The organism is Cryobacterium aureum, from assembly GCF_002954245.1.
GTDB lineage: Bacteria > Actinomycetota > Actinomycetes > Actinomycetales > Microbacteriaceae > Cryobacterium > Cryobacterium aureum.
The window spans coordinates 50,144-73,885 of the sequence record NZ_PPTG01000002.1; the positions used below are offsets into that span (position 1 = coordinate 50,144).

Consider the following 23,742-nt stretch of genomic DNA (forward strand, 5'->3'; position numbering starts at 1 on the left):
TTGCGCCAAAATCTCATTCGTGGACCTCTCATCAGTGCGTGATAGGTCCCAATGTAGTGGTCTCGCGATCAGCGATGCCATGTTTCCCCGACGGAGGTGGTCGCGGCCTGACGGTGCGAAACCGCTCGTGACGAAGTAGGTCATCCGAGAACGCGGATTGAACGCCAGATCACCACGCCGTTCAGAGTGCTGCTAAAAATGCCGGTACAGCCGGTGGGGTGAGATGCAGATGACGAGCTCCCGGCCCACCTAGCCGACCACTGACACGCGCTCGCACATGAAGTCGCCCGAGCGGTCTGCGAAAGGCAAGAATCCGCTGGTCCAGGCACGAGGAACGAGCGATCGAGACCTGCTGCGTGAGGGATCGCTCGCAAGCTCCCGCCTCGATCAACGAGCCGCGGGCCCTACTGGCGAGACGGAGGCTGGCCGACACGAGTGAAACCGGCGGGGTTGAAGCCGGCGGGCAGCTCGAACGGGTCGCGCACCCGAGTGGAACGGTCGGAGGCGGCGACCAGGGCGGCCAGCTCCCCGGCGGCGCGTTCGATGCGGGCCGGCAGTGTGGCCAGGCGGCTGTCGATGCCGCCGTCGCCGCTGCCCCAGTCCTCCGAGGCGGCGAACACCGAGGTGGGCACGACCACGGCGTGCAGGTAGGTGAACATGGGGCGCAGCGCGTAGTCGAGCGCCAGCGAGTGCCGGGCCGTTCCCGCTGTCGCGCCGATCACCACCGGCTGGTCGGTGAGAGAGCGGTTATCGATCACGTCGAAGAACGTTTTGAACAGGCCGCTGTAGCTGGTCGTGAAGATCGGTGTGACGGCGATCAGGCCGTCGGCCGCGGTGACGGCCTCGATCATCGTCTCCAGCCGCAGGCTGGCGAACCTGGTGAGCATGTTGTTCATTATGTCCTGCGCGTAGTCGCGCAGCTCGTAGGTCACCACCCGCGTCGTGAAACCCTCGTCGGTCAGCCGCGCCACGCTGGCCGCGGTGAGCTTGTCGGCCAGCAGCCGAGTGGATGACGGCTGGCTCAGGCCGGCGGAGACGACCGCCAGGGTGCGTTCAGGTCTAATCGTGTCAGGCACCCGTCGTTACCGTTCCGGCGAGGCCGAATGCGGTGCCGGTTCGGGCGGGCGCGATGGCGGCGGCGGTGTCGAGGTCGTCTCGCTTGCCGGACCCGGTCGCAACCGGAGTGTGGGCGGCGAGGCGCAGGGAGTCGTGAGTGGGGCCATCCGGTACGTCGGCCGGGCGATTCTTCGCGAACTCGCGGCGCAGAACGGGCACGACCTCTTCGCCGAGCAGGTCGAGCTGCTCGAGCACTGTCTTCAGCGGCAGGCCGGCGTGGTCCATCAGCCAGAGTTGGCGCTGGTAATCGCCGACGTAGTCGCGGAATCCGAGGGTGCGATCGATGACCTCCTGCGGGCTGCCCACTGTAAGTGGGGTCTGCGAGGTGAAGTCTTCCATGCTTGGGCCGTTGCCGTAAACCGGGGCGTTGTCGAAGTAGGGACGGAACTTGTGCTTGGCATCCTGGGAGTTCTTGCTCATGAACACCTGGCCGCCTAGCCCGACCATCGCCTGGGAAGCCGTGCCGTGGCCGTAGTGTTCGAAGCGTTGGCGGTAGTACTGCACCATCTTTGCGGTGTGCGAGGCTGGCCAGAAGATGTGGTTGGAGAAGAAGCCGTCGCCGTAGTACGCGGCCTGTTCGGCGATTTCGGGGCTGCGGATGCTGCCGTGCCAGACGAACGGCGGCACGCCGTCGAGCGGGCGCGGGGTGGACTGGAACCCCTGCAGCGGGGTGCGGAACTGGCCTTCCCAGTCGACGAAGTCCTCGCGCCAGAGGCGGCGGAGCAGGGCGTAGTTCTCGAGCGCGAGCGGGATGCCTTCACGGATGTCCTTGCCGAACCACGGGTAGACCGGGCCGGTGTTGCCGCGGCCCAGGGTAAGGTCGACGCGGCCGTCCGAGAGGTGCTGCAGCATCGCGAAGTCCTCGGCGATCTTCACCGGGTCGCTCGTTGTGATTAGCGTGGTCGCGGTGGAGAGGATGATGCGTTCGGTCTGCGCTGCGATATAGCCGAGCATGGTGGTCGGCGACGACGGAACGAACGGCGGGTTGTGGTGCTCGCCGGTGGCGAAGACGTCGAGGCCCACCTCCTCGACCTTCTGCGCGATGGCGACCATGGCCTTGATCCGGGCATTCTCGGTGGGAGTGTCGCCCGTGGTGGGGTCGGTGGTGATATCCCCGACCGTGAAGATTCCGAACTGCATGTCGTCCTCCAAGTTTCTATGCGTCTGCATGTATATCGATGATAACGGTAGAACTTGCGCGGCTATTCCCGACCGCTCGAGATTCACGGCACGTGTGTGCGAAGTTGGCACGCGTTGCAACGAGTGCCAGCGTCCTGGGCGCGGGCCACGACGCGTGAGCGGATGTTTGGGCGGCGGGGGCCGGCATCCGCTGATATACTGAGCGGGTCGCAACTGGCGTAGCACGAAGATGGGTCACCATCGGGGAGCGACTGACACGGTTAGTGGCCGCACGCCTGGGCCGCAACATCCATATATAAGGAGAACTCCGTGCCTGATTCCGCTACCACTATGAAGTCGACCTTCAACGAACCGCTCGCGGTCGTTGACCCCGAGATCGCCGCCGTTCTCGAGCAGGAGCTCGGCCGCCAGCGCGACTACCTCGAAATGATCGCGAGCGAAAACTTCGTTCCGCGCGCCGTACTGCAGTCGCAAGGCTCCGTGCTCACCAACAAGTATGCCGAGGGCTACCCTGGGCGCCGCTACTACGGCGGCTGCGAGTACGTCGACGTAGCCGAGCAGCTGGCCATCGACCGGGCAAAGTCGCTCTTCGGTGCCGCCTACGCGAACGTGCAGCCGCACTCCGGTGCCACCGCCAACGCTGCGGTGCTCTCCGCCATCGCCACCCCCGGCGACACCATTCTCGGCCTCGAGCTGGCCCACGGCGGTCACCTCACCCACGGCATGAAACTCAACTTCTCCGGCAAGCTGTACAACCCGGTCGCCTACGGTGTCGACCCGGAGACCTTCCGCGTCGACATGGACGTCGTGCGCGACAAGGCGCTGGAAAGCAAGCCGAAGGTCATCATCGCCGGTTGGTCGGCCTACCCGCGCCACCTCGACTTCGAGGCCTTCCGTGCCATCGCCGACGAGGTCGGCGCGCTGCTCTGGGTCGACATGGCCCACTTCGCCGGACTCGTCGCTGCAGGCCTGCACCCCTCGCCCGTGCCATACGCCGACGTCGTGTCGAGCACCGTGCACAAGACCCTGGCCGGTCCGCGTTCTGGCTTCATTCTGTCGCGCGACATGGCCCTGGCCAAGAAGCTCAACAGCAACGTGTTCCCCGGCCAGCAGGGCGGGCCGCTTATGCACGTGATCGCAGCCAAGGCCACCGCGTTCAAGCTCGCCGCCGAGCCCGAGTTCAAGGAACGCCAGGAGCGCACCCTGCGCGGTGCCAGCATCCTCGCCGACCGCCTCACCGCCGACGACTCGCGCTCGCACGGCATCGATGTGCTCACCGGCGGCACCGACGTGCACCTTGTGCTCGCCGACCTGCGCCACTCCGAGATCAACGGCCAGCAGGCCGAGGATGCCCTGCACAAGGTGGGCATCACCGTGAACCGCAACGCGGTTCCGTTCGACCCGCGCCCGCCGATGGTCACCAGCGGCCTTCGCATCGGTACGCCGGCCCTGGCCACCCGCGGATTTGGCGACGTGGAGTTCACCGAGGTCGCCGACGTCATCGCCGAGGCCCTCAAGCCCGGCGCTGACATCGCAGCCCTTCGCGCCCGCGTCGGCGCGCTCACCCGGGCGTTCCCGCTCTACTCCGGCCTGCAGCAGTAGCTTTCTCGAAAACGGAGGCCGCCGGCCGGCCCGGCCGGCGCCATCCCCTGTCTCGCTGCTGCGCGGAACCCGGCCGGTACCCAGCCATCACCACTGGACGGGGCCTGGGCCCCGTCCCTGGGCCCAGGTTATAACCTGGGCCCGCGGACCGGGCCCGGGCCCCGTCCCAGCGAACTGAACCGAATGAACAAAAGTAGGGAACCACGATGACGGCAATCACACTCGACGGGGTCAAGACCGCCTCCGACATCAAGGCCGAGCTGCGGGANCACACTCGACGGGGTCAAGACCGCCTCCGACATCAAGGCCGAGCTGCGGGACCGCATCGCGGCGCTGCGCTCGCACGGCGTCGTGCCCGGCTTGGCGACCCTGCTCGTGGGCAATGACCCGGGGTCGGAGACCTACGTTGCCGGCAAACACCGTGACTGCGCCGAGGTCGGCATCGAATCGCTGCGCATCGACCTGCCCGGGTCGGCGACCAGTGCCGACGTGCGTGCGGCCATCAACGACCTGAACAACAGCCGCGAAGTCACCGGCTACATCATTCAGCTTCCGTTGCCCGTCGGTCACAACGAGAACGCAATGCTCGAGCTGATCGATCCGTCGAAGGATGCCGACGGCCTGCACCCGACCAACCTCGGGCGGCTCGTGCTCGGCATCGAGGGCGAGCTGCGCTCACCGCTGCCCTGCACCCCGGCCGGCATCGTCGAGCTGCTGCGCCGCTACGACGTGCCGATCGTGGGCCAGAAGGTCGTCGTGGTCGGCCGCGGGCTCACCGTCGGGCGCCCGCTCGGCCTGCTGTTCACTCGCAAGGGGCTCGACGCGACCGTCACCCTGACTCACTCGCGCACGGTCGACCTGGCCGGTGAGGTGCGTCGCGCCGACATCGTCGTGGCCGCCGTTGGCGTGCCGCACCTGGTTCAGGCCGACTGGATCAAGCCGGGCGCCGCGGTGCTCGACGTGGGGATCACCCGCGTGCACAACGAGGAAACCGGCAAGGGCCGCCTGATCGGAGACGTACACCCCGACGTGGCCTCGGTGGCCGGTCACCTCTCGCCCAACCCGCGCGGCGTCGGCCCGATGACCCGGGCCATGCTGCTCTCCAACGTGGTCAAGGCCGCTGAGCAGTCCCTGCGCGCCTACGGCCGGCTGGCTATTCAGCCGGCCGTAGCAAACGCCGGTAAATTTCCCGACACGCCGTTATTTCAGTGATATTCGCCCGGCGTGTCGCATATTTACCGGCACGACGTACGCTCGCCACTACGGCTGGGCGAGGGCCGCGCGGTGCAGCTCGGTGTGTGAGAGATAGCTCGTGGCGTTGTGCCGGATGCTCGCGATCTCCTCGTCGGTCAGCGGGCGTCGGACCTTCGCGGGAACGCCGGCCACGAGCGAACCGGGGGGCACGACGGTTCCGCCGAGTACGACGGCTCCGGCTGCCACGAGCGACCCGGTGCCGATGACGGCGCCGTTCAGGATGGTCGCGGCCATTCCGACGAGAACGTTGTCTTCGATCGTGCAGCCGTGCAGCACGGCTCCGTGCCCGACCGAGACGCCGGTGCCGAGGGTGAGCGGAAAATTGGTGTCAACGTGGCAGGAGACGTTGTCCTGCAGGTTCGAGCCGGCCCCGATGGTGATCGGCTCGAGTTCGGCGCGCAGCACCGAGTTGTACCAGACGCTGGCCCGATCGGCGAGGGTGACATTGCCGACGAGAACAGCGCCGGGAGCGACGAACGCGGTCTCGGCGATGCTCGGAGCCGGCGTGTTCGGCAGGACGATAATTCGGGTGGAGCGCTCAGCAGTCATACGGGTCAGCCTAGCGGCGGCATCCGCTGCCCCAGGTGACGACCGGGCGCAGCGCGCACGTTTACTACAATCGAAACAGTGCGAGAGGGAAGTGGGCCATGGGCGTGACTTTGAGTGTGGGCGAGCGCGAGACGGTGCGCGGAATCGAGGGGGACATCCTCGCGGCCGGGGACAACCTGCGGCATGCTGCGCTCGCGGATCAGGTCACCGCCTTACTTGACCTCGGAGTGTTCAACGATATTCGAGGCATTGAAGAGCTCGCCACCCGCGTCGGGTCCTCGTCTCAGCACGCTCCCGATGCCCTGGCCCTGATCGCCGCCGACGGCAGCCTGACGAACGAACAGCGGGCGTTTGCCGCGTTGGCCGCAGCAATCGGCTATCGCCGTGCTGGAGCGCCGGATCAGAGTAATGCGGTCCTCGACAAGTTGGCCAATCTGCGCGTGGACTGGCCGCATACTGATGCGCTCGTTCTGCACCTCCAGTCGATCAACTTTCTCGGGGCCAATGTGGCCGGTCTGGAGCGGGGCATTGCGCTTAGCCGCCGTGCGAATGCGTTGATGCCCCATTCGGCCGGACTCATGCATGGGCTCGCCCATCTTCTTCTGGAATACGGCATCTGGAACGATGGAGCGTCCTCGACGCGCGATGCCACCTGGCGGGAAGCCCTCGACCTCGTCAGCGGCGCCCTTGCCGAACGCGACTGGCCCAAGTTCCACTTCACCAAGGGACGGTTGTTGCTGCGCCTCGGAGTCTCCGAACGCGACATCTCCGAAGCCCTCGACGAACTGCGCCTGGCTGCTGATCGGGAATCGCGCAGCGCCTTCGATTCGAACGAGCGTCGCCTGCAACACACGATCGAGCGGTCTCTCGCTGAGATTCGGCGGGTGGTGCGTGCCGGTGAGGTCGAACTCGAGCGTCGCCTCGACTCCACTATCGATGAATTCGCCGAGAAATCAGCCACGATGTCGCGGGAACTTGGTGAGAAGGTCGCGATCGAATCTCGTGCGGCGCAGAACCAGTCGATCACCGTGATCGGCTTTGTCACCGTCGGCCTCGCGATGCTGCCGCTCGCGACCGGAATGTTCGGATTTATCGAGACGTCTGGCCTGTGGCAGGTCATGCTCGGCATGCTCGGGTTCGCGGGCATTCTGTGGGGCGCGGTCTGGTTCGCGACCTACAACCTGAACCGCGGCATGCAGAAGGTCATCAGATCGATGCAGAGTCTCGATACTGACCGGTCCGCTCGCCGGTGAGCACCTGGGCACCAGCCTGGCAGGTGGCAACCGTCGACCGGCCGCTGATCGGTAAGAACCACGACGCCTGGCAGGTAGCCGCGGCCGAGGCCTGCGTCGTCGACGGCGCGACCCCGCTCGGCGACGACTGGCCACAGGATCTCAAGGCGTTCGCCCAGGCGATCGCGGGCGCGTTGACCACACCGAAGACCGACGCCGATTCCGAGGTCTGGAGTGGGGCCATCACGGCGTTGCGGGACCGGTTCGAGCCCGCCGGATACCGCCGCTCGGCCGGTGCCGCCCTGGTGCGGATGCGCGGAGACCAGCTCGTGTTCTCCACGATCGGTGATGTGATGTGTCTCGTGCAGACCGTGGATGCCACGGTGCGAGTATTCGATGACCGCCTCGTTGCGCTTGACCGCCAGTCGAGCGACGTGGGCACCCGCGCCGCCCTGATTGAGAACCGAGCCCGGTTGAACCAGCCCGGCGGATATCCCATCTTCGCCGATGATCCGGCGGCCGGCGCTGAGATCACCTCCCTGTCGGTCACCGCAGACTCCGTGCGGGCGTTCGCCCTGCTGAGCGACGGCGCCTGGCACCACCTCGACGACAACCCGGTGGCAGCACTGGACGCGCTGTGCGCCACGCCGCTGCCGGGGGCATTCCAGCGCCAGGTGGAGCGCTCTGGCTTGCCGCTGTCCGATGATGCCACCATCGTACTGTTCACCCGCTCACCGACCGACGATTAGGCAACGCATGCACGCACCCACCGGAATCCAGTACGTGTTGACCCGTGAGACTCCGAGCGGCCCGGCCTGCGCGGTCTTGACCGAGGTCGCGGCCGGTCTCCGGGCATACTCCGTGAACGGCATAGACCTCATAGAGACCTTCGACGAGTCCGTGCAGCCGCCGATGGCGGCCGGAATCGTGCTCGTGCCCTGGCCGAACCGAATTCGCGACGGTAAGTGGACGCAGAACGGGGTCACCCGCCAGCTCGCCCTCACCGAGCCGGCCCGCCACAACGCCATCCACGGGCTGCTGCGCTTCGCGCCGTACCGTGAGGTATCCAGGCAGAGCGACGCCGTGACGCTGGCCGTGACGGTCTTTCCACAGTCCGGCTACCCATTTCACCTCGAGACGGAGGTGACCTACGCGCTCACGGCCACGGGCCTCAATGTCACGCACCGGGTGCGCAACGTGGGAGCGGAGCCAGCGCCGGTGGCGGTGGGGGCGCATCCGTATCTGAAAATCGGAGACGTGCCGACGGGCGACCTCGTCGTGCGAGTGGATGCCGCGACCCACGTTGACGTCGATGACCGCCTCAATCCCATTGGTGAAACCCCGGTTGACGGCACCTCCTTCGACCTGCGCGCGGGCGCCCTGGTCGGCGATCTCGATCTCGACGACGGCTTCGGCGGGGTCGGCGCTGTCGGTGAGCATTCTCTCACCGCGCCGGATGGCCGGAAGGTCACCCTCTGGGGTGATGAGAACATGCGCTACGTACAGGTCTTCACGCCGCGCATTTTTCCGGTCACGCAGGGTACCGCCGAGCCGGATCGCGGCCTGGCAATCGCGATCGAGCCGATGACCGCTCCCGCCGACGCGTTCAACTCCGGTGCGGGCCTGCACTGGGTGGCGCCGGGGGAGCAGTGGGTGGTGTGCTGGGGTATTCGTCATGGCGGGTTTGAGCTGTCGGCCTAACGCTTGCCGGTCACGCGCTTGCTGCCTGATGCTTGCCGGCCACGTCGACGAGTTCGGCGAGCACCCGCCGCACCGAGGCTCGGGCGAGCGTTTCCGGGCGGCTCAGCACATCGATCTGCCGCCCGACCGACAGATCACGAAATGGCACGAGCACGACGCCGTCACCACCCCGCGGCGCCCCGGTGTAGCGCGGTAGCAGCGCAATCGCTGCCCCGGTGGCCACGACCGAGGTCGCCACGAAAAACTCGTTGATGCGGTGCACGATGCGCAGCGGCTGACCGGCCGCCGCCGCGACCACGTTGACCGCCTCCGCGAGCGGAAAGCCCACATGTCCGGTAACCCACGGTTCATCGCGAATATCGTCGAGGGTGAGCGACACCTTTTCGGCCAGCGGATGCCCGACCGGCACGGCCACATCCAGCGGCTCGAACAATAGCGGCGTGACGGCGACGGTCTTCGGCCAGGCCGGATCGTGCGGCACCCGGTGCGCAATCACCAGATCGTAGTCGGCGACGAGGGGCGCGAAGCGCTCCCGCGGCACATCTTCGTCGCCGCAGCCGACGGTCGGTCCGCCACGGGAGTGCATGCGGTTCAGCAGCGGCCCGAACCAGGCGAGACCCGCACTGTGGAACGCGCTCACGGTCACCGGCAGGCCGGGGTCGTTCTGGAACCGCGCCACGGCCTCGTCGGCCCGGGCCATGGCCGTCGATACGTCGGAGGCCGCCAGCGCGAGGGCGTGTCCGGCTGGCGTCAATCCGAGCACCCGGCCGCGCTTTTCGGTGAGCTTGACGCCGGCGCGCCGCTCGAGAGCACTGAGCTGCTGCGACACCGCCGACGACGACACGTGCAGTGCCCGGGCCACGGCGGCGACGCTTCCGCGCTCGCCGAGTTCCCGCAACACGGCCAGCTGACGCAATTCCATAAGCTCAGGCTAAAGCATCCGTTCAACAAATGCCCTCTAGACTTAACGGATGCCGCCTGTGCACCATTGCGTTATGCCAATCACACGGATCCGCCGCTTCGCCACTTCAGGCGTGGTCGAACACGCGGTGGCCACCGTTTTGGACCGGTCACAGCTGGCATGCGCCCGATGACGAACACGCACACCCCCTCCCGGTTCGGCCGCAGCTCCGTGATGCCGCACCTCGGACGCTATCGCGTCGACCTCGTACTGCTGCTCGTGGCCGCGGTGTGGGGCGGCAGTTATCTCAGCGCGAAGGTGCTCACCGAGCAGGCGAGCGTGTCGGCCGTGCTTGCCCTGCGGTTTCTGGTCGCGGCGGTCGCCCTGCTGATCGTGTGGTTCGTGCGACGCGAGCGACTGCCGACGCGGCGGGCGCTCGGGCTCGGATTGCTGCTCGGGGTGACCCAGGCGAGCATCCTCTGGCTTGAGACGCAGGGCGTGGCGTTTACCTCGGCCACGAATGCGGGGCTCATCATCAGCCTCACCATCATCGTCACTCCGGTACTCGAGTCGGTGGCCGCCCGGCGGTGGCTGCCGCGACCCTTCTTCGTAGCGGCGGTACTCGCCGTCGTCGGGGTCGCCCTGCTCGTCTCCGGCAACGGATTCGCGCAGCCCAACGTGGGTGACCTTCTCATTCTCGCGGCGGCGCTCGTGCGCTCCCTGCACGTGACGATGATGGGCCACCTCACGCGTGGACGGAGCGACAGCACGATCACCCTCACGCTGCTGCAGGCGCTGGTCGGTGCGGTCGTCTTCACTGCGTTCGACCTGCCCGGGCTCGCCCTGGCGATCTCGACCTTCGATTTAGCGGCCTGGATCGGAGTGCTCTACCTGGGCCTGGCCTGCAGCGTGTTCGCATTCCTGGCCCAGATGTGGGCGATCCGTCGTACCTCGGCCGCCCGGGCCAGCCTGCTCATGGGCACCGAACCGATCTGGGCGGTGCTCGTGGGGGTGTCGCTCGGCAGCGAAACCCTCGGTCTCATCGGTGCCTTGGGGGCCGTACTCATCATCGCGGGAACGTTCTGGGGCCAACGCATCGAGGCTGGCCACCGTTTGAACGTGCGGTGAGCATCCGCTCAATCAACGACGAGTGGCCCGAAGGCGAAGGCACGGGCAAAGCGGATGCCGCCCCTACGACAGCACGTCCCGCACCAGGTCGTCGTTCTCGTGGTTCTGCAGCCGGGAGAAGATGTAGCCGCCGATCAGCAACACGAACGGGAGGGCCACGAGCACCCAGCCGATGGTGCTGAGTCCCCACGAGGTGGTGGTCGGGTCGACCCCGTCGGCCACAGTACCGGCGAGCAGTCCGAAGTGGCTCATGAGCAGGTATTCGCCGAGCAGCAGGCCGATCGTGGCGAGCACCGGGGCGATCACCGTCTGGAAGATGTTCTCGGGGCCCTTGTTGCGGTGGAAGTAGGCGATGATCGCCACGCTCACCAGAATCTCAATGAGAACGATGGCGATCACCGAGAGGCCGCTGAACCAGTAGAACAGGTTGAGCACCGGATCGAGATGGAACACGGCGAACACCACGAGCACGATGCCGGTGATGACCGAGGTGACGAGCGACGCCGTGCTCGGAGCACCACGCCCGTTGACCTTGCTGAGTGGCTGGGGCAGCGCGCCGCCACGACCGAGGGCGAACAGGTAGCGGCTGGCCGCGTTCTGAAAGGCGAGCAGCCCGGCGAACAGGCTCGACAGCACGAGGATGCCCATGAGCGTCGCCATCCACGGGGCCACGTACTGGGTGGCCAGCGCGAACAGCACCGCGGCCGGATCGGCCAGGGGGACGCCCGCCACGGTCGACAGTTCCACGGTCTTCTCAACCACGGTGGACGCTCCCATGCCGGTCACCATCGCGAAGGCGGTCAGGCCGAACAGAATGGTGATGACGACGACGGCAAGGTAGGTGGCGCGGGGAACAACGGTCTTGGGATCCTTGGACTCTTCACCGTAGATAGCGGTGGCCTCGAAGCCGATGAAGGAGGCGAACGCGAACGCGAACGCGATCCCGGCCGAGCCGGCCAGACCACCGGCGACGATCGCAGCGGGGTTGAACGAGGCCCAGAAATTGATTCCCTCCGGCCCGCCGTCCATCAGAATGGCGACCGCGGTGACCACGAGCGCGGTCAGTTCGAGCAGCATGAGCACGCCGAGCACCCTGGCGCCCACGTCGACGCTGAGCAGCGAGAGCAGCGTCACGACGCCCCAGGACAGGAGCGACCAGGCCCACCAGGGCAGCACGCCCACCTGGCCGGCCATGAGGGCGCCGAAGAATCCGTAGATGGCCAGCTGGATGGCCAGGTAGGCGAGGATCGACACGAACGCCGATGCCGTCCCGAGGTGGCGCCCGAGGCCACGGCCGATGTAGGCGAAGAACGCGCCTGCGTTCGTGACGCGCTGGCTCATCGCGGCGTAGCCGACGCTGAAGACAAGTAGGGTGAGGCCGACAACCACGTAGGCGCCGGGGGCTGCTGCGCCGTTGCCGAGCACGATCGCCACCGGTACCGCGCCGGTCATCCCGACGAGGGGGGCTGCAGCCGCCACCACGAAGAAGACGATTCCGAGAACGCCGAGGCGGCCCTTGTGCAGGGCCGTTTCCGGTGCGCTCGTCTGGTCGGGTTTGGTCTGGGTCATGGCTACTCCTCGTTGAGTACGGGTGCGTGAGCGGAAACGGATGCTGCTGCATCCGTTTCACCTGTGACTCACAGCGTGGCAATCTCTGGGCCAAACGGTTTGCCAATTGCGGCACCGCAGTTGTCGAATTGCGCATGCTGTGACGGTTCGTCGCCGTCGGGGCGCGCGCTGGCGAACGGCGCCGCGCGACTAAAAAATAGAGGGGTCAGGCGCGACGGTAGGTGCGCGGCGTTTCGCCGAAGGCCGCGCGAAAGATGCGGCTGAAGTGCGCGGCGTCGACGAAGCCCCAGCGGGCGGCGATGGTGCCGACGGAACGGTCATCGAGAATGGGGTCGCGCAGGTCGCGGCGGCAGTGCTCGAGACGGCGGGTGCGGATCCAGCTCGCCACGGTGCTGTCGGCTTCGTGGAACACGTTGTGCAGGTGCCGGGTCGAGATGAAGTGGGCGGCCGCGATGCTCGCCGGGCAGAGCTCCGGGTCGCCCAAGTGGGCATCCACATACGAGCGGATGCGCCCCAGCAGATCGCCGTGCGCCCCCTTTTCGCGGCGCAGGTTCAGTTCGCTCTCGAACATGGTCGCGATCAGGTCGACGGCGTTGTAGGCGAGGCGGTGTCCGCTCGCGCCGGAAAGCACGTCGAGGTTCTCGGCGAGCTGAACCATGAACGGGCTGATCAGGCGGCCAAGTCCGGCGTCGCCTGGCAGCCGCACGGCAGTGAGCTGGCCCACCGAATCGGCCGGCAGGTCGAGCACGTCGTGCGGAAACATGAGCACGAGAGTGCGAAAATCCTTCTCGAACTCGAGCGTGTATGGCCGGTTGGTGTCGTACACCGCCAGGTCGCCGGGGCGCAGGGTGGCCTCCCGGTTGTCCTGCACGAGCATGCCGGTACCGGTCAGCTGAAGGTTCAATTTGAAATACTGCCGAGTGGAAGCCGCGATCAGCGACGGAGTGCGAATCACCTGGTGTCCGTTGGCGGTGACCTCGACGATGGAGAGCTCGTCGAGTACGCGCGAGCGCAGGGTGCCGTGGAAGGTTCGGGAAGCACTGCGCACCTCGAGCGGAACGAAAGACTGAGACACGAGGGTGCGCCACTGCGAGAAGGAGTCGGCGATGGCGAACTGCACCCGGTCGGCGGGTGCCGGGGCGGTGCGCATAACGGTGTCGTGCGGCGGCATGATGCTTTTGTCTGCGGCGCCCGTCACCGAGTTCACAACCGTCATCGTCACGCGCAGCTCCTTCGCTGGGTACTGACCAGATCCGCCCCGCGGGCGTTTCCAGGTGGTCTGCAGCCAATGTAGTCCTGCACGGCTCCCTTGTCATTCTTTTTTCGACACTCGGCGAAAATAGATCTGCACGCTGGCCGCCGGAACTGGCTAGGATCCGGATAGTAATTGACCGGTCGCGAGTGGAGCGAAAAAATGGATGAGGATGCTCGCCTGGCCGCTGCCCGCCATGTTCGCAACCGGGTCGCCTGGGCGTCCCTCGCAGCCGCCGCGCTGTTCGCGGTGCTTGGCGTAGTCCTTCGCCAAGGAGCCCTCCTCGCACTGTCGGCCGCCTGCAGTTCGGCCTACCTGTGGACTCTGCTTCCGGTTCGTAGCTCACCGTCCCAATCGAAGGATGACGCGCATACGCAGTGAGCCCGGCACATCCTTGGCGCTGCCGACAGCTGCACGCGCAACCAACGCCTGCCAAGCGCGAGTACAGCATCCGCTCGTAGCCGGTCGCAGCGCGTCGCGATGGGGCAGCGCTACGCGCCGGTCGCCAGCAGGTGCAGGTAGCCGTCCAATTGCCCAACCAGCTGCTCCGGCGCGTGCTCGTCGGGGGAGAGCGCGGCGGTGATCTGCGCGCCGAGCAGCACGTTCAAGAGGTGACCCACGACATCCGTGTCGGTAAGAGCGGTGTGTACCTCGCCGGCCGCGCGCGCCTCAGCCAGGTGGCGAAGCAGCGCCAGCCGCCACTGCAACATGGACTCATCGTGCAGCTGCGCCTTGGCTGCATTGGTGAGCGCCTTCTGCCAGAACGGAATCACGATGCGTGCTTCGCTCACGCGCGTGTCGTCGAGCGGCAGAATCTCGTGGCAGAAGGCGCGCACGGCGGCGAGCCCGGTGAGGCCGGCGGCCCTGCGCTCAATGCGCAGGTTGGTCTGGCTGAATACGTGCCCGAAGGCAAAAGTGAGCAGGTCGTCCTTGGTGCCGAAATAGGGCTTGAGCGCGCCGTTGGCGAATCCGGCCTCGGTGGCGATCTCACGCAGGGTCGCGCCCTCGATGCCGTGCCGGGCGATGATGCGCCAGGTGGCATTGACCAGCTCGACGCGACGCTGGTCATGATCGACGACTTTCGGCATGGACCCTCTTCTGGTGGCGCCGGTTAGAGCTGGGAGCCTCAGCTTGTCAGAAAGTTTCTCGAAAGGCTTGCCAGCAGCAATGCCGACCATTTATATTCTACAACCATAGGAAATAAATCCCCGGAGCTGCAACAGCCGGGCCGATCCAGGAAATGAGACGCAATGCTCACCGCCGAGACTGCCGACACTGTGCCTAGTATCACCGCGACCGCCTTCGCACTGCCCACCCCGCAGGAGCTGCAACTCGTGCGAACGATCCTGGCCGATGCCGGACTGTTCGGCGACAGCTCTCGGGTCGCCTACCTCGGCCTGCTCGACCCGCCGCGAAACGCACACGAACTCGACCGTCGCTTTCGCGTCTTTCTGCACGACGTGTCCGGCGCAGCTCCCACCGACGTGATCGTCTCGGCGACCCACGGCAACGTCGAGTCGAGCGTCACCCTCGACACCGCCCTCACCGGCGAGCTACCCGTGCTCGAAGAAGAATTCGGTGCCGTCGAAGAACTCCTCACGACGGATGCCCGCTGGCTCGCTGCCCTGGCAGCCCGCGGAATCGACGTGGCCACCGTCCGTGTCGCGCCCCTCTCGGCCGGTGTGTTCGAGTACCCGAACGAGAAGGGCCACCGCATTCTGCGCGGCCTGGCTTTCGTGCAGAACTTTCCGGAGGACAGCGCCTGGGCACACCCGATCGACGGCCTCGTCGCCTACGTGGACATCGTCGCGAAGACGGTGGACCAGGTGCTCGACTTCGGCGTCGTGCCTATCCCGGCCGAACACGGCAACTACACCGATCCTGCTCTGACCGGCCCGCTGCGTGAAACGCTCAAGCCGATCAGCATCACCCAGCCGGAGGGCGTGAGCTTCAGCGTCACCGGCGGCAACCACATCGAGTGGGAGAAATGGAGCCTCGACGTGGGCTTCGACGTGCGCGAGGGCGTCGTGCTGCACAACATCGGCTTTCGTGATGGTTCCACGACGCGATCCATCATCCGTCGCGCGTCCATTGCCGAGATGGTCGTGCCCTACGGCGACCCAGCGCCGGTGCGGTCCTGGCAGAACTACTTCGACACCGGCGAATACCTCGTGGGCCAGTACGCGAACTCCCTCGAACTCGGCTGCGACTGCCTCGGCGAGATCACCTACCTAAGCCCGGTGATCACCGACGGCTTCGGCAACCCGCGCGAGATTCGCAACGGCATCTGCATGCACGAAGAGGACTGGAGCATCCTCGCCAAGCACAGCGACCTGTGGAGCGGCATCGAATACACCCGCCGCAACCGCCGCTTCGTGATCAGCTTCTTCACCACCGTCGGCAACTACGACTACGGCTTCTACTGGTACCTCTACCTTGACGGCACCATCGAATTCGAGGCGAAGGCCACCGGCGTCGTCTTCACAAGCGCCTACGCCGGCAAGGGCTATCCGTACGCCTCCGAGATCGCCCCCGGACTCGGCGCCCCCTTTCACCAGCACCTGTTCAGCGCCCGCCTCGACATGGCGCTCGACGGCGACACCAACCGGGTCGAAGAAGAAGACGTCGTGCGCGTACCGATGGGCCCAGGCAACGAGCGCGGCAACGCGTTCACCCGTCAGCGCACCGTGCTCGCCACGGAGTCCGAGGGCGTCAGAGACGCGGATGCCGCCATCGGCCGCACCTGGCACGTCTCCAACCCTAATTCCCTCAACCGTCTCGGCGAACCCGTGGCCTACAAGCTGCACCCGCAGGGGCTGCCCATGCTGCTCGCCGACCCCGAGTCGTCGGTGGCCCAGCGCGCCGCGTTCGCCACCAAGGGCCTCTGGGTCACCCGCTTCGCTGAAGATGAACGCTATCCCACCGGCGACTTCGTCAACCAGCACTCCGGCGGTGCCGGGCTGCCGGCCTATATCGCGGCCGATCGCTCGATCGACGGCGAGGACATCGTGCTCTGGCACACCTTCGGCCTCACCCACTTTCCGCGGGTCGAGGACTGGCCGATCATGCCGGTCGACACCGTGGGCTTCAAGTTACGCCCCGACGGCTTCTTCGACCGCAGTCCCGTGCTCGACGTGCCCGCGAACGTACCGCCGGCATCCGGTGGCCACTGCCACTGATCGGGTAGGCGAGCGCGCCCGCTCCCATCCCTCTGGACGGGGCCCGGGCCCCGTCCACGGGCCCAGCTTAGAAACTGGGCCCGTGGCCATAAGGTGGGCCCGGTGCGCCGATACCACTCACGGCTCGGTGCAGCACCTCAGGGCTTGATCAGTGCTCGCGCACACTCGCCTCCGGTCGCAGATCGAGGCGACGCAGCAGTTGCGCGTTCAGCGCCACGACCACGGTCGACACCGACATGAGCAGCGCCCCGATCTCCATCGGCAGTACGAACCCAATCGGTGCGAGCACGCCAGCGGCGAGTGGAACCGACAGCAGGTTGTACCCCGCCGCCCACCACAGGTTCTGCTTCATCTTGCGATAGCTCGCCCGCGACAACTCGATCACCGAGAGCACCGAACGCGGATCGTCGCTCGCGAGAATGACTCCCGCCGACGCAATCGCCACGTCGGTTCCGGCGCCGATCGCGATGCCGACGTCGGCTTGGGCGAGCGCCGGGGCGTCGTTCACCCCGTCGCCGACCATCGCCACCCGGCGGCCCTCCTGCTGAAGCTCGGCGACTTTGCGCGCCTTGTCCTCGGGGTGAACCCCCGCGAACACCCGGTCGATCCCGAGCTCGGCTGCGACCGACTGGGCCACGGCTTGGGCGTCGCCGGTGATCATGACGACTTCGATGCCCCTTCGGTGCAGGGCATCCACCGCCTGCCGCGACTCCTCGCGGACCTCATCGGCCAGCCCGATCGCGCCAATCACCACGCCATCGCGCAGCACGTGCAGAATGATCGCGCCCTGGCTCTGCCACGCCACAGTTTCGGCCAGCGGTCTGGCCCCGTGCTCGTCGAGCATGCTCGGACCGCCGACGCTCACGCTGTGCCCGTCGACTAAACCGGTCACCCCGACCGCCGCCGCAGTCTCAAACTCGCTCGCGCGCGGCACAGTCAGCCCGCGGTCGCGCGCAGCCGTGACGATCGCGCGCGCAAGCGGATGCTCGCTGTCGCCCTCCACCGCTGCCGCCCACGCGAGCACCTCGTCCTCAGTGTTCGGTATCGCGACCGCAGCGGGAACCGAGCCTGTCGAGCCCGCGCCGGCCTGAGCGCCGTGAGCTGCGGCATCCGCTTTGCCGGCGGCAACGGCAACGTGAGTGACCGTCGGCTCACCCTTGGTGAGCGTGCCGGTTTTGTCGAACAGCACCGACGTGACCTGGCGCATACTCTCGAGGGCGAGGCGGTCCTTGACCAGCACGCCACCCTTCGCGGCCCGCTCGGTGGCAATCGACACCACGAGCGGAATCGCCAGCCCGAGCGCGTGCGGGCACGCGATGACGAGCACGGTGATCGTGCGCACCACCGCATCCTGCGGCTGGCCGAGGAGCGTCCAGACGATCGCCGTCAGTACGCCAGAGCCGAGGGCGAACCAGAACAGCCAGCCGGCCGCCCGGTCGGCGATGCGCTGAGCCCGCGATGACGAACTCTGCGCCTCACTGACGAGGCGCTGAATTCCAGCCAGCGCTGTGTCATCGCCGACCGCGATCACGCGCACGCGCAGGGCAGAATCGGTCGCGACCGTGCCGGCCACGACCTGATCGCCGACGCTGCGCAGCACCGGCCGCGATTCACCGGTGATCATCGATTCGTCGACGTCGGCCGAGCCCTCGGTGACCTGGCCGTCGGCCGGCACGCGCCCGCCGGGCCGCACCACGACGAGGTCGCCGAGCGCCAGGTCGCTCGGCGAGACCATCACACTGTGCTCGCCAACGAGGCCGTCGCCCTCGACCCGTTCGGCTTCATCGGGCAGCAGGGCGGCGAGCGACTCCAGAGCAGTGGATGTCTGCGCCAGCGACCGCATTTCGATCCAGTGGCCGAGAAGCATGATCACGACCAGCAGGGCGAGTTCCCACCAGAAATCGAGTTCGGCATCGATGATGCCGAGGCTCGCGCCCCAGGAGGCGAGGAACGCGACCGTGATGGCGAGGGCGATCAGCAGCATCATGCCCGGCTTGCGGGCCGTCAGCTCGCTGACTGCTCCTGTGAGGAACGGCCGGCCACCCCAGGCATACATGGCGGTGCCGAGCACGGGGGAGACCCACATGATGCCGGCGATATCGGGCAAGGCGTAGCCGACGAGCTCCGAAAACATGTGGCTGAACCCCACGACGGGCAGCGCGATGACGAGCATGGTCCAGAACAGGCGGCGAAACTGGGCCACGTGGTCGCCGTGGCCGGCATGGTTCATGGCTCCGTGGTCCATCCCCGAATGTTTGTCCTCTGGGGGGGCTGTGCGGTTGGTAGTGTCATCGTCCAAATCAGGGTGGGTCATGTTTTTCCTCAAACTGGGTGAAAGCAATACCCCCTAAGGGTATCTCGATCGGTGGGCGCACGCATCCTCTTAGCGCGGATCATCGGCCACGTGACCACTGTTCCGCGCCTAAATTGCTAGTTCGCCACCAGCAGGTCGTCCATCACGGCGATCTCGATGCTCTGCGAGCTCACGATGGCCTCGGCCAGGGCCAGCGCGTCGGCGCTTGATCCATCGCTCAGCTCGGTCTTGGCCATTGCGATCGCGCCCTCGTGGTGCATGATCATCTGGGTCAGGTAAAGTGCGCCGGCATCCGCTCCCGACGCGTCCTGCAAGGCCATCATGTCGTCGTTCGACATCATTCCGTCGGTGCCGTGGTCCATCCCGGCCATGCCGTCTTCGGTGGCATCCCAGTCGTTCAACCAGCCCTGCATTGTGGTGATCTCGGGCGCCTGTGCGGCCTTGATCTGCGTCGCAAGATCGATAATGGCCGGGTCGACGCCGTCCTTGGCGAGCAGGTCGTCGCTCATTTCGACGGCCTGCTCGTGGTGCGGAATCATCAGCTGCGCAAACATCACGTCGTCACTGTTGAAAGCGGATGCCGCACTCACGTCCGCCGCTGGCGAACCGTTCGAGTCGGCCGTCGTCGCGGGCGGGGCGCCCGCGCAGGCACTCAGGGTGAGTCCCACGGTCAGCGCGGCGATGATCAAAAAAGGAACACGTGCGTGAATCATGGTTCAATCCGTTCAATTCAAGTGTCAAAACCGGGTGTCACGGGGCGCCGAGGGCGCGCGGCTTCTAAACGCGACTGATGCAGAGAATGGAAAGACTGGGTCGATGCGAGGACTCTTCGACCGCGAAAATTCGCGAAACCAGGTTGTGGCCGGACGCGACCGAGCGCTGAACCAGCGCGGACCGCCGAAACAGAATCAGCGCCGCGAGCACGAGCAGCATCACGCAGCCCATCACCATGAGGGCGCAGTCGAGCATGCCGACGTGGCTCGCGGCCCTGTTCAAGGTTGTGGCGGTCGTTATTGTCATGGCGGTCGTGACCAGTGCAGTATCGGGCAATGTGGTACTGATTGTTTGGGGAGCGGCCCCAGTTGCATGCTCGGCGCTGTGCGACGACGAAATCGGCAGCGGGATGCCCATCACGTGGGCGCTCGCCGCGGAGTGCATGGCCAGCACGCTCAGCACCAGAGCGGCCAGAGCCACAAGCGCGAGCAGCGCGGTGCGCAGGCGCGGCCCGGCGACGTGCGTCGACGCGGATGCCGCAACGTGAGTTATCACGCTCAGGTCACCTCCGTCGATGCGTGCGATGCGGTCGGAGCGAACCACATACCCCCTCAGAGTATCCGATCGGCGCCCCTCACCGAGCCGTGAGTTTGCGTCCAGCGCGTGCGCCGAGCCGTGAGTTTCGAGTCGTGAAATCGTTCAAATCGGGTCAAGTCTCACGGGTCGGCGCTCAGAACTCACGGGTCGGCGAGGGGATGCGGCACACCGCGCCCAAATGTGCACCGCGCAGCCCTGCAATCGGGCAGGCTTAACTCATGGCCCTGACCGAAGCAGCACCCGCAGAAACCCCGAACGACCGGGCACGCCGCACCGCCCTAAAAAGCATGAAGCGGCTCGCGGCCGGGTTGCTCGCCCTCATGGCCGTCATCTTCACGGTGTCGTTCGCCCTTCAAGACCGCTACCCGTGGCTCGAATACGTGCGCGCGGCCGCCGAGGGCGGCATGGTCGGTGCCATTGCCGACTGGTTCGCCGTCACCGCCTTGTTTCGCTACCCGCTGGCCTTGCGCATTCCGCACACCAACATCATCGCCAACCGCAAGGACGAGATCGGCGCGAGCCTCGGCGAATTCGTCGAGACCAACTTTCTCTCCGAGAGCGTTATTCGCGGCAAACTCGAATCGGTGAAACCGGCCCGCCGCCTCGGGGCCTGGCTCAGCGACGACAAGAACGCCGAACGCCTCACCGACGAACTCGCCGTCGCCGGCCAGGGCGTGCTCAACCTGCTCGGCGACGACGCCATCAAGAACCTCATCGAATCCGTCGCGCGCGAACACCTGGTCAAGCCCGAGTGGGGCCCGAGCCTGGGCAAGGTGGGGGAGCGGCTGGTTACGAGCGGGCAGCAGCACGCGGCCGTCGACCTGCTGCTCGACCGTGCCGACGGCTGGCTGCGCGCCCACCCCGAGGCGTTCGGACGCGTGGTGTCCCAGCGGCTGCCCACGTGGCTGCCTGGATTCGTCGACAAACTCGTCGACGACAAGGCCTACCGCGAAGTGCTCGCGTTTGTGGCTTCCGCGCGAAACGACCGCAGGCATCCGGTGCGCAAAGCGCTCGACGACTATCTCAGCGAAGTCATGCACGACCTGCAATATGAATCGGCCATGATTGCCAAAGTCGAAAACCTCAAGGCCGAAGTGCTCGACAACGCCAAGCTGCGCGAGTTTGCCGGCGACACCTGGGAGGCCATCAAGGCTTCCCTCACGCAGGCGCTCGGCGACCCGACCAGCGCGCTGCGGGTCGGCATCCGCGGGGCGTTGCACGATGTCGGCAACCGCCTCACAACGGATGCCGCCCTCGGCTTGCGCATCGACCGCTGGCTCGCCGACACGGCCAGCCACGTCGTCGCCAACTACCGTCACGAGATCGCCGAAGTGATCACCGAAACCGTGGAGCGCTGGCCCGCCGCGGAGACGGCCGCGAAGATCGAGCTGCAGGTGGGTCGCGACCTGCAATTCATCCGCATCAATGGAACCGTGGTCGGCGCCCTCGCTGGCCTGGCCATTTTTACCCTCGCCCACGCGGTGGCTGCGCTCGTGTGAACTGTAAGTTTGCTGAAAATCAGGGGCGGGGTAAAGGGGCTTGTCCCATTCAGGGCAGAATGAGTTTTTCTGCCGTACCCGAAAGGCTGATATGCGCGACCTGACCCGGTGGGCGCTCCGCTCTCTGATGCGCGTCTGGACGGCATCGGCCGAGCGCCAGGACCGCCACCTGCCCCGCCCGAGCGATGCCCCGCAGGCCCACGCCGGAGGAATCGACAGCGACCGCGTGCTCATTCTCGGCTGCGGACCGGCCGTGGGCTGGGGTGTGCTCAGCCACCAGCTCGCCCTGCCCGGCTGGCTCGCCCGCGAACTGTCGGCCCGCACCGGTCGCGGCGTCGACATCGACCTTGTGGCGAGCCGCACCATGACCGCCGCGAATGCCCTCGTGGCGTTGAACGGAATCCGGCTCGGCCGGTTTGACGCCGTCGTCGTCATTCTGGGCGTGAACGAAGCCCTCGACCTGACCAGCGTCAGCGAATGGCACGACCGGCTGGCGGCCCTGCTCGCGGTGCTGGAGCACGAGACCCCGCGGAACACCCAAATCTTCGTGCTCGGCATTCCGCCCATTCGCAGCATCGAAATCTTCCGGCGCCCGCTGGTGTTCGTCGCCGACTGGTCGGCCACCGACCTCAACGCGGTGAGTGCCCGACTGGCCGAGGAGGCACCGCGCACGACTTTTGTGCCGTTCTCTCCGATGGCGACCACCGAGATCGATCGGCATCGCACCGCGGCCGACTATCGCGGCTGGGCCGCGCTCCTGGCCAGTGCCATGATTGACAGCCTCGACTCGGCGCGCCTCGGCATCACCGGCGACGTTCCGGTACGAGCGGATGGCGCCGGCCAAGAACGCGCGCGCCAGGCGGCCGTCGACGGCCTCGCCATTGTCGACACCCCGCCGGAGGCCCGATTCGACCGGCTGGTTGCACTCGCCCAGCGGCTCTTCGATACCGAATCGGCTCTGATCAGCATCATTGATCACGACCGACAGTGGCACAAGGCTCGAGTCGGGTTGGAGACGACCGAATTCCCCCGCTCCGACTCGCTCTGCGCGATCACCATTGACGGCGACGGGCCACTCATTATCGAGGATGCCCGCAGTGACGCCCGGTTCAGCGATAACCCGCTGGTCCACGGTGACCCGCGCATCCGCTTTTATGCCGGGTTTCCCATCGAGTCCCCGTCGGGGGAGCGCATCGGGGCGCTCTGCGTGTTCGATCAGAAGCCGCGTTCGCTCGCTGAAGTCGACCAGGTACTGCTGCGCGAACTCGCTCTGCTGGTGCAGCGGGAGCTGCGGCTGCCGCCCGGGACGGGGTAGCTGCCCCGTGGCGTCGCGGGATTTCGGCACCGACGTGCTTTTCGAGAATCGGTGGGTAAGTTAGCCGGGTAGGCTCGCGGCGTGAGTGATTCTCTGCGTCGACGCCTGCGGGCCCTGCCCGATTTTCCCACCGACCTGCCGCGGTTCGATCCCGCCACGGCTCCGGCCGACCCGGTCGTCCTCTTTCTCGCGTGGCTCGATCACGCCCTGGCCGCCGGGGTGCCCCAGCCACACGCCTTCAGCCTCGCGACGGCCACTGAAACCGGTCAGGTCTCGTCGCGAATGCTCATCCTGAAGAACGTCGAGCCTGGCACCGCTCCCGAGAGGACTGCGGGCGGGGCAGCACCTGCCAGCAGCTTCGGATCCTGGCAGTTCGCGAGCACCCGCGGGTCCCGCAAGGGGCGCGAACTCGGCATCAACCCGCACGCGGCCATGAACTTCTTCTGGGCGAACCTCGGGAGGCAGGTGCGCGTGGTTGGTGAGGTCGCCTTGCTGTCGGCCGCGGCATCCGCTCTGGATTGGGAAGAACGCCCAGGGGCCGACGGCCGGGCCAACCCCGACTGGCAGCTCTACGCGCTGCACCCCGCCGAGGTCGAGTTCTGGCAGGCGAGCGGCGACCGCCGCCACATCCGTCACCGCTACGCCCTCTAAAAAACAGAAATGCGCACCGAATCCTGGGG

General features: G+C 66.6%; 20 protein-coding genes, 1 pseudogene and 1 riboswitch. Of the genes and pseudogenes, 11 read left to right on the top strand and 10 right to left on the bottom strand.

The window, feature by feature from the left end:
* Positions 1-404 precede the first annotated feature (404 nt).
* Positions 405-1,076 carry an FMN reductase gene (locus CJ028_RS00970; protein WP_240607016.1) on the bottom strand — a complete coding sequence of 224 codons (672 nt, stop codon included), beginning with the start codon at positions 1,074-1,076 and terminating at the stop codon, positions 405-407.
* Positions 1,069-2,256: an LLM class flavin-dependent oxidoreductase gene (locus tag CJ028_RS00975; RefSeq protein WP_105033417.1), complete on the bottom strand. Its 1,188-nt coding sequence runs from the start codon at positions 2,254-2,256 to the stop codon at positions 1,069-1,071. The genes CJ028_RS00970 and CJ028_RS00975 overlap by 8 nt, the downstream gene beginning before the upstream one ends.
* Positions 2,257-2,455: 199 nt before the next feature.
* Positions 2,456-2,544: riboswitch (ZMP/ZTP riboswitch) on the top strand.
* A gap of 42 nt (positions 2,545-2,586) precedes the next feature.
* Here CJ028_RS00975 and glyA point away from each other — a divergent pair.
* Together glyA and CJ028_RS00985 are read left to right on the top strand one after the other, a co-directional pair.
* The gene (gene glyA, locus CJ028_RS00980) at positions 2,587-3,858 is read left to right on the top strand and encodes a serine hydroxymethyltransferase (protein ID WP_105033418.1); all 1,272 of its coding nucleotides are present in this window, start codon (positions 2,587-2,589) and stop codon (positions 3,856-3,858) included.
* A gap of 273 nt (positions 3,859-4,131) precedes the next feature.
* Positions 4,132-5,070 (top strand): annotated as a pseudogene (locus CJ028_RS00985) (bifunctional methylenetetrahydrofolate dehydrogenase/methenyltetrahydrofolate cyclohydrolase); the annotation flags it as partial.
* A gap of 48 nt (positions 5,071-5,118) precedes the next feature.
* Here the strand turns inward: CJ028_RS00985 and CJ028_RS00990 are convergent.
* Positions 5,119-5,661, bottom strand: a complete 543-nt coding sequence (locus CJ028_RS00990) for a gamma carbonic anhydrase family protein (RefSeq protein ID WP_105033420.1) — start codon at positions 5,659-5,661, stop codon at positions 5,119-5,121.
* A 98-nt stretch (positions 5,662-5,759) separates the two neighbouring features.
* Here CJ028_RS00990 and CJ028_RS00995 point away from each other — a divergent pair, with 98 nt between their 5' ends.
* The 3 genes from CJ028_RS00995 to CJ028_RS01005 are packed head-to-tail and all read left to right on the top strand — an operon-like array spanning position 5,760 to position 8,594.
* A complete protein-coding gene (locus tag CJ028_RS00995) occupies positions 5,760-6,914 on the top strand; it encodes a hypothetical protein (protein ID WP_105033421.1) in 1,155 nt (384 codons plus the stop codon).
* 23 nt (positions 6,915-6,937) lie between these two features.
* The gene (locus tag CJ028_RS01000; RefSeq protein WP_205683902.1) at positions 6,938-7,642 is read left to right on the top strand and encodes a hypothetical protein; all 705 of its coding nucleotides are present in this window, start codon (positions 6,938-6,940) and stop codon (positions 7,640-7,642) included.
* Positions 7,643-7,649: 7 nt separating this feature from the next.
* Entirely contained in the window at positions 7,650-8,594 is a 945-nt protein-coding gene (locus CJ028_RS01005; protein ID WP_105033423.1) for an aldose 1-epimerase family protein, read from the top strand.
* Between the two features lie 10 nt (positions 8,595-8,604).
* Here the strand turns inward: CJ028_RS01005 and CJ028_RS01010 are convergent, their stop codons facing one another.
* Positions 8,605-9,516 (bottom strand): LysR family transcriptional regulator, encoded by a 912-nt coding sequence (locus tag CJ028_RS01010; protein WP_105033424.1) that lies wholly within the window; start codon positions 9,514-9,516, stop codon positions 8,605-8,607.
* Positions 9,517-9,684: 168 nt separating this feature from the next.
* On the opposite strand from CJ028_RS01010, the gene CJ028_RS01015 reads away from it, so the two are divergent.
* Complete coding sequence (locus CJ028_RS01015; RefSeq protein WP_205683903.1) at positions 9,685-10,623, top strand: DMT family transporter; 939 nt, start codon at positions 9,685-9,687, stop codon at positions 10,621-10,623.
* A gap of 63 nt (positions 10,624-10,686) precedes the next feature.
* On the opposite strand, the gene CJ028_RS01020 is transcribed toward CJ028_RS01015, so the two are convergent.
* Together CJ028_RS01020 and CJ028_RS01025 are read right to left on the bottom strand one after the other, a co-directional pair.
* Positions 10,687-12,192, bottom strand: coding sequence for an APC family permease (locus tag CJ028_RS01020; protein ID WP_105033425.1), 1,506 nt, complete (start codon positions 12,190-12,192; stop codon positions 10,687-10,689).
* Between the two features lie 205 nt (positions 12,193-12,397).
* Positions 12,398-13,342 (bottom strand): AraC-like ligand-binding domain-containing protein, encoded by a 945-nt coding sequence (locus CJ028_RS01025; RefSeq protein WP_105033589.1) that lies wholly within the window; start codon positions 13,340-13,342, stop codon positions 12,398-12,400.
* 264 nt (positions 13,343-13,606) lie between these two features.
* On the opposite strand from CJ028_RS01025, the gene CJ028_RS01030 reads away from it, so the two are divergent.
* Positions 13,607-13,825 (top strand): hypothetical protein, encoded by a 219-nt coding sequence (locus CJ028_RS01030; protein ID WP_105033426.1) that lies wholly within the window; start codon positions 13,607-13,609, stop codon positions 13,823-13,825.
* A gap of 110 nt (positions 13,826-13,935) precedes the next feature.
* On the opposite strand, the gene CJ028_RS01035 is transcribed toward CJ028_RS01030, so the two are convergent.
* Positions 13,936-14,532 (bottom strand): TetR/AcrR family transcriptional regulator, encoded by a 597-nt coding sequence (locus tag CJ028_RS01035; RefSeq protein WP_105033427.1) that lies wholly within the window; start codon positions 14,530-14,532, stop codon positions 13,936-13,938.
* A 162-nt stretch (positions 14,533-14,694) separates the two neighbouring features.
* Here CJ028_RS01035 and CJ028_RS01040 point away from each other — a divergent pair, with 162 nt between their 5' ends.
* Complete coding sequence (locus tag CJ028_RS01040) at positions 14,695-16,623, top strand: primary-amine oxidase (protein WP_105033428.1); 1,929 nt, start codon at positions 14,695-14,697, stop codon at positions 16,621-16,623.
* 148 nt (positions 16,624-16,771) lie between these two features.
* Here CJ028_RS01040 and CJ028_RS01045 read toward each other — a convergent pair whose 3' ends face one another.
* From CJ028_RS01045 to CJ028_RS01055, 3 genes are all read right to left on the bottom strand, one after another.
* Positions 16,772-18,868: a heavy metal translocating P-type ATPase gene (locus tag CJ028_RS01045; protein ID WP_240607017.1), complete on the bottom strand. Its 2,097-nt coding sequence runs from the start codon at positions 18,866-18,868 to the stop codon at positions 16,772-16,774.
* 185 nt (positions 18,869-19,053) lie between these two features.
* Positions 19,054-19,650 (bottom strand): DUF305 domain-containing protein, encoded by a 597-nt coding sequence (locus tag CJ028_RS01050; protein WP_105033430.1) that lies wholly within the window; start codon positions 19,648-19,650, stop codon positions 19,054-19,056.
* 64 nt (positions 19,651-19,714) lie between these two features.
* A complete protein-coding gene (locus CJ028_RS01055) occupies positions 19,715-20,254 on the bottom strand; it encodes a hypothetical protein (RefSeq protein ID WP_105033431.1) in 540 nt (179 codons plus the stop codon).
* A gap of 212 nt (positions 20,255-20,466) precedes the next feature.
* Between CJ028_RS01055 and CJ028_RS01060 the strand changes: the two genes are divergently transcribed.
* The 3 genes from CJ028_RS01060 (at position 20,467) to CJ028_RS01070 (ending at position 23,713) form a co-directional block, all read left to right on the top strand.
* Positions 20,467-21,747: a DUF445 domain-containing protein gene (locus tag CJ028_RS01060; protein WP_105033432.1), complete on the top strand. Its 1,281-nt coding sequence runs from the start codon at positions 20,467-20,469 to the stop codon at positions 21,745-21,747.
* 91 nt (positions 21,748-21,838) lie between these two features.
* Positions 21,839-23,062: a GAF domain-containing protein gene (locus CJ028_RS01065; protein WP_105033433.1), complete on the top strand. Its 1,224-nt coding sequence runs from the start codon at positions 21,839-21,841 to the stop codon at positions 23,060-23,062.
* 81 nt (positions 23,063-23,143) lie between these two features.
* Positions 23,144-23,713 carry a pyridoxamine 5'-phosphate oxidase family protein gene (locus tag CJ028_RS01070; protein ID WP_105033434.1) on the top strand — a complete coding sequence of 190 codons (570 nt, stop codon included), beginning with the start codon at positions 23,144-23,146 and terminating at the stop codon, positions 23,711-23,713.
* Positions 23,714-23,742 lie beyond the last annotated feature (29 nt).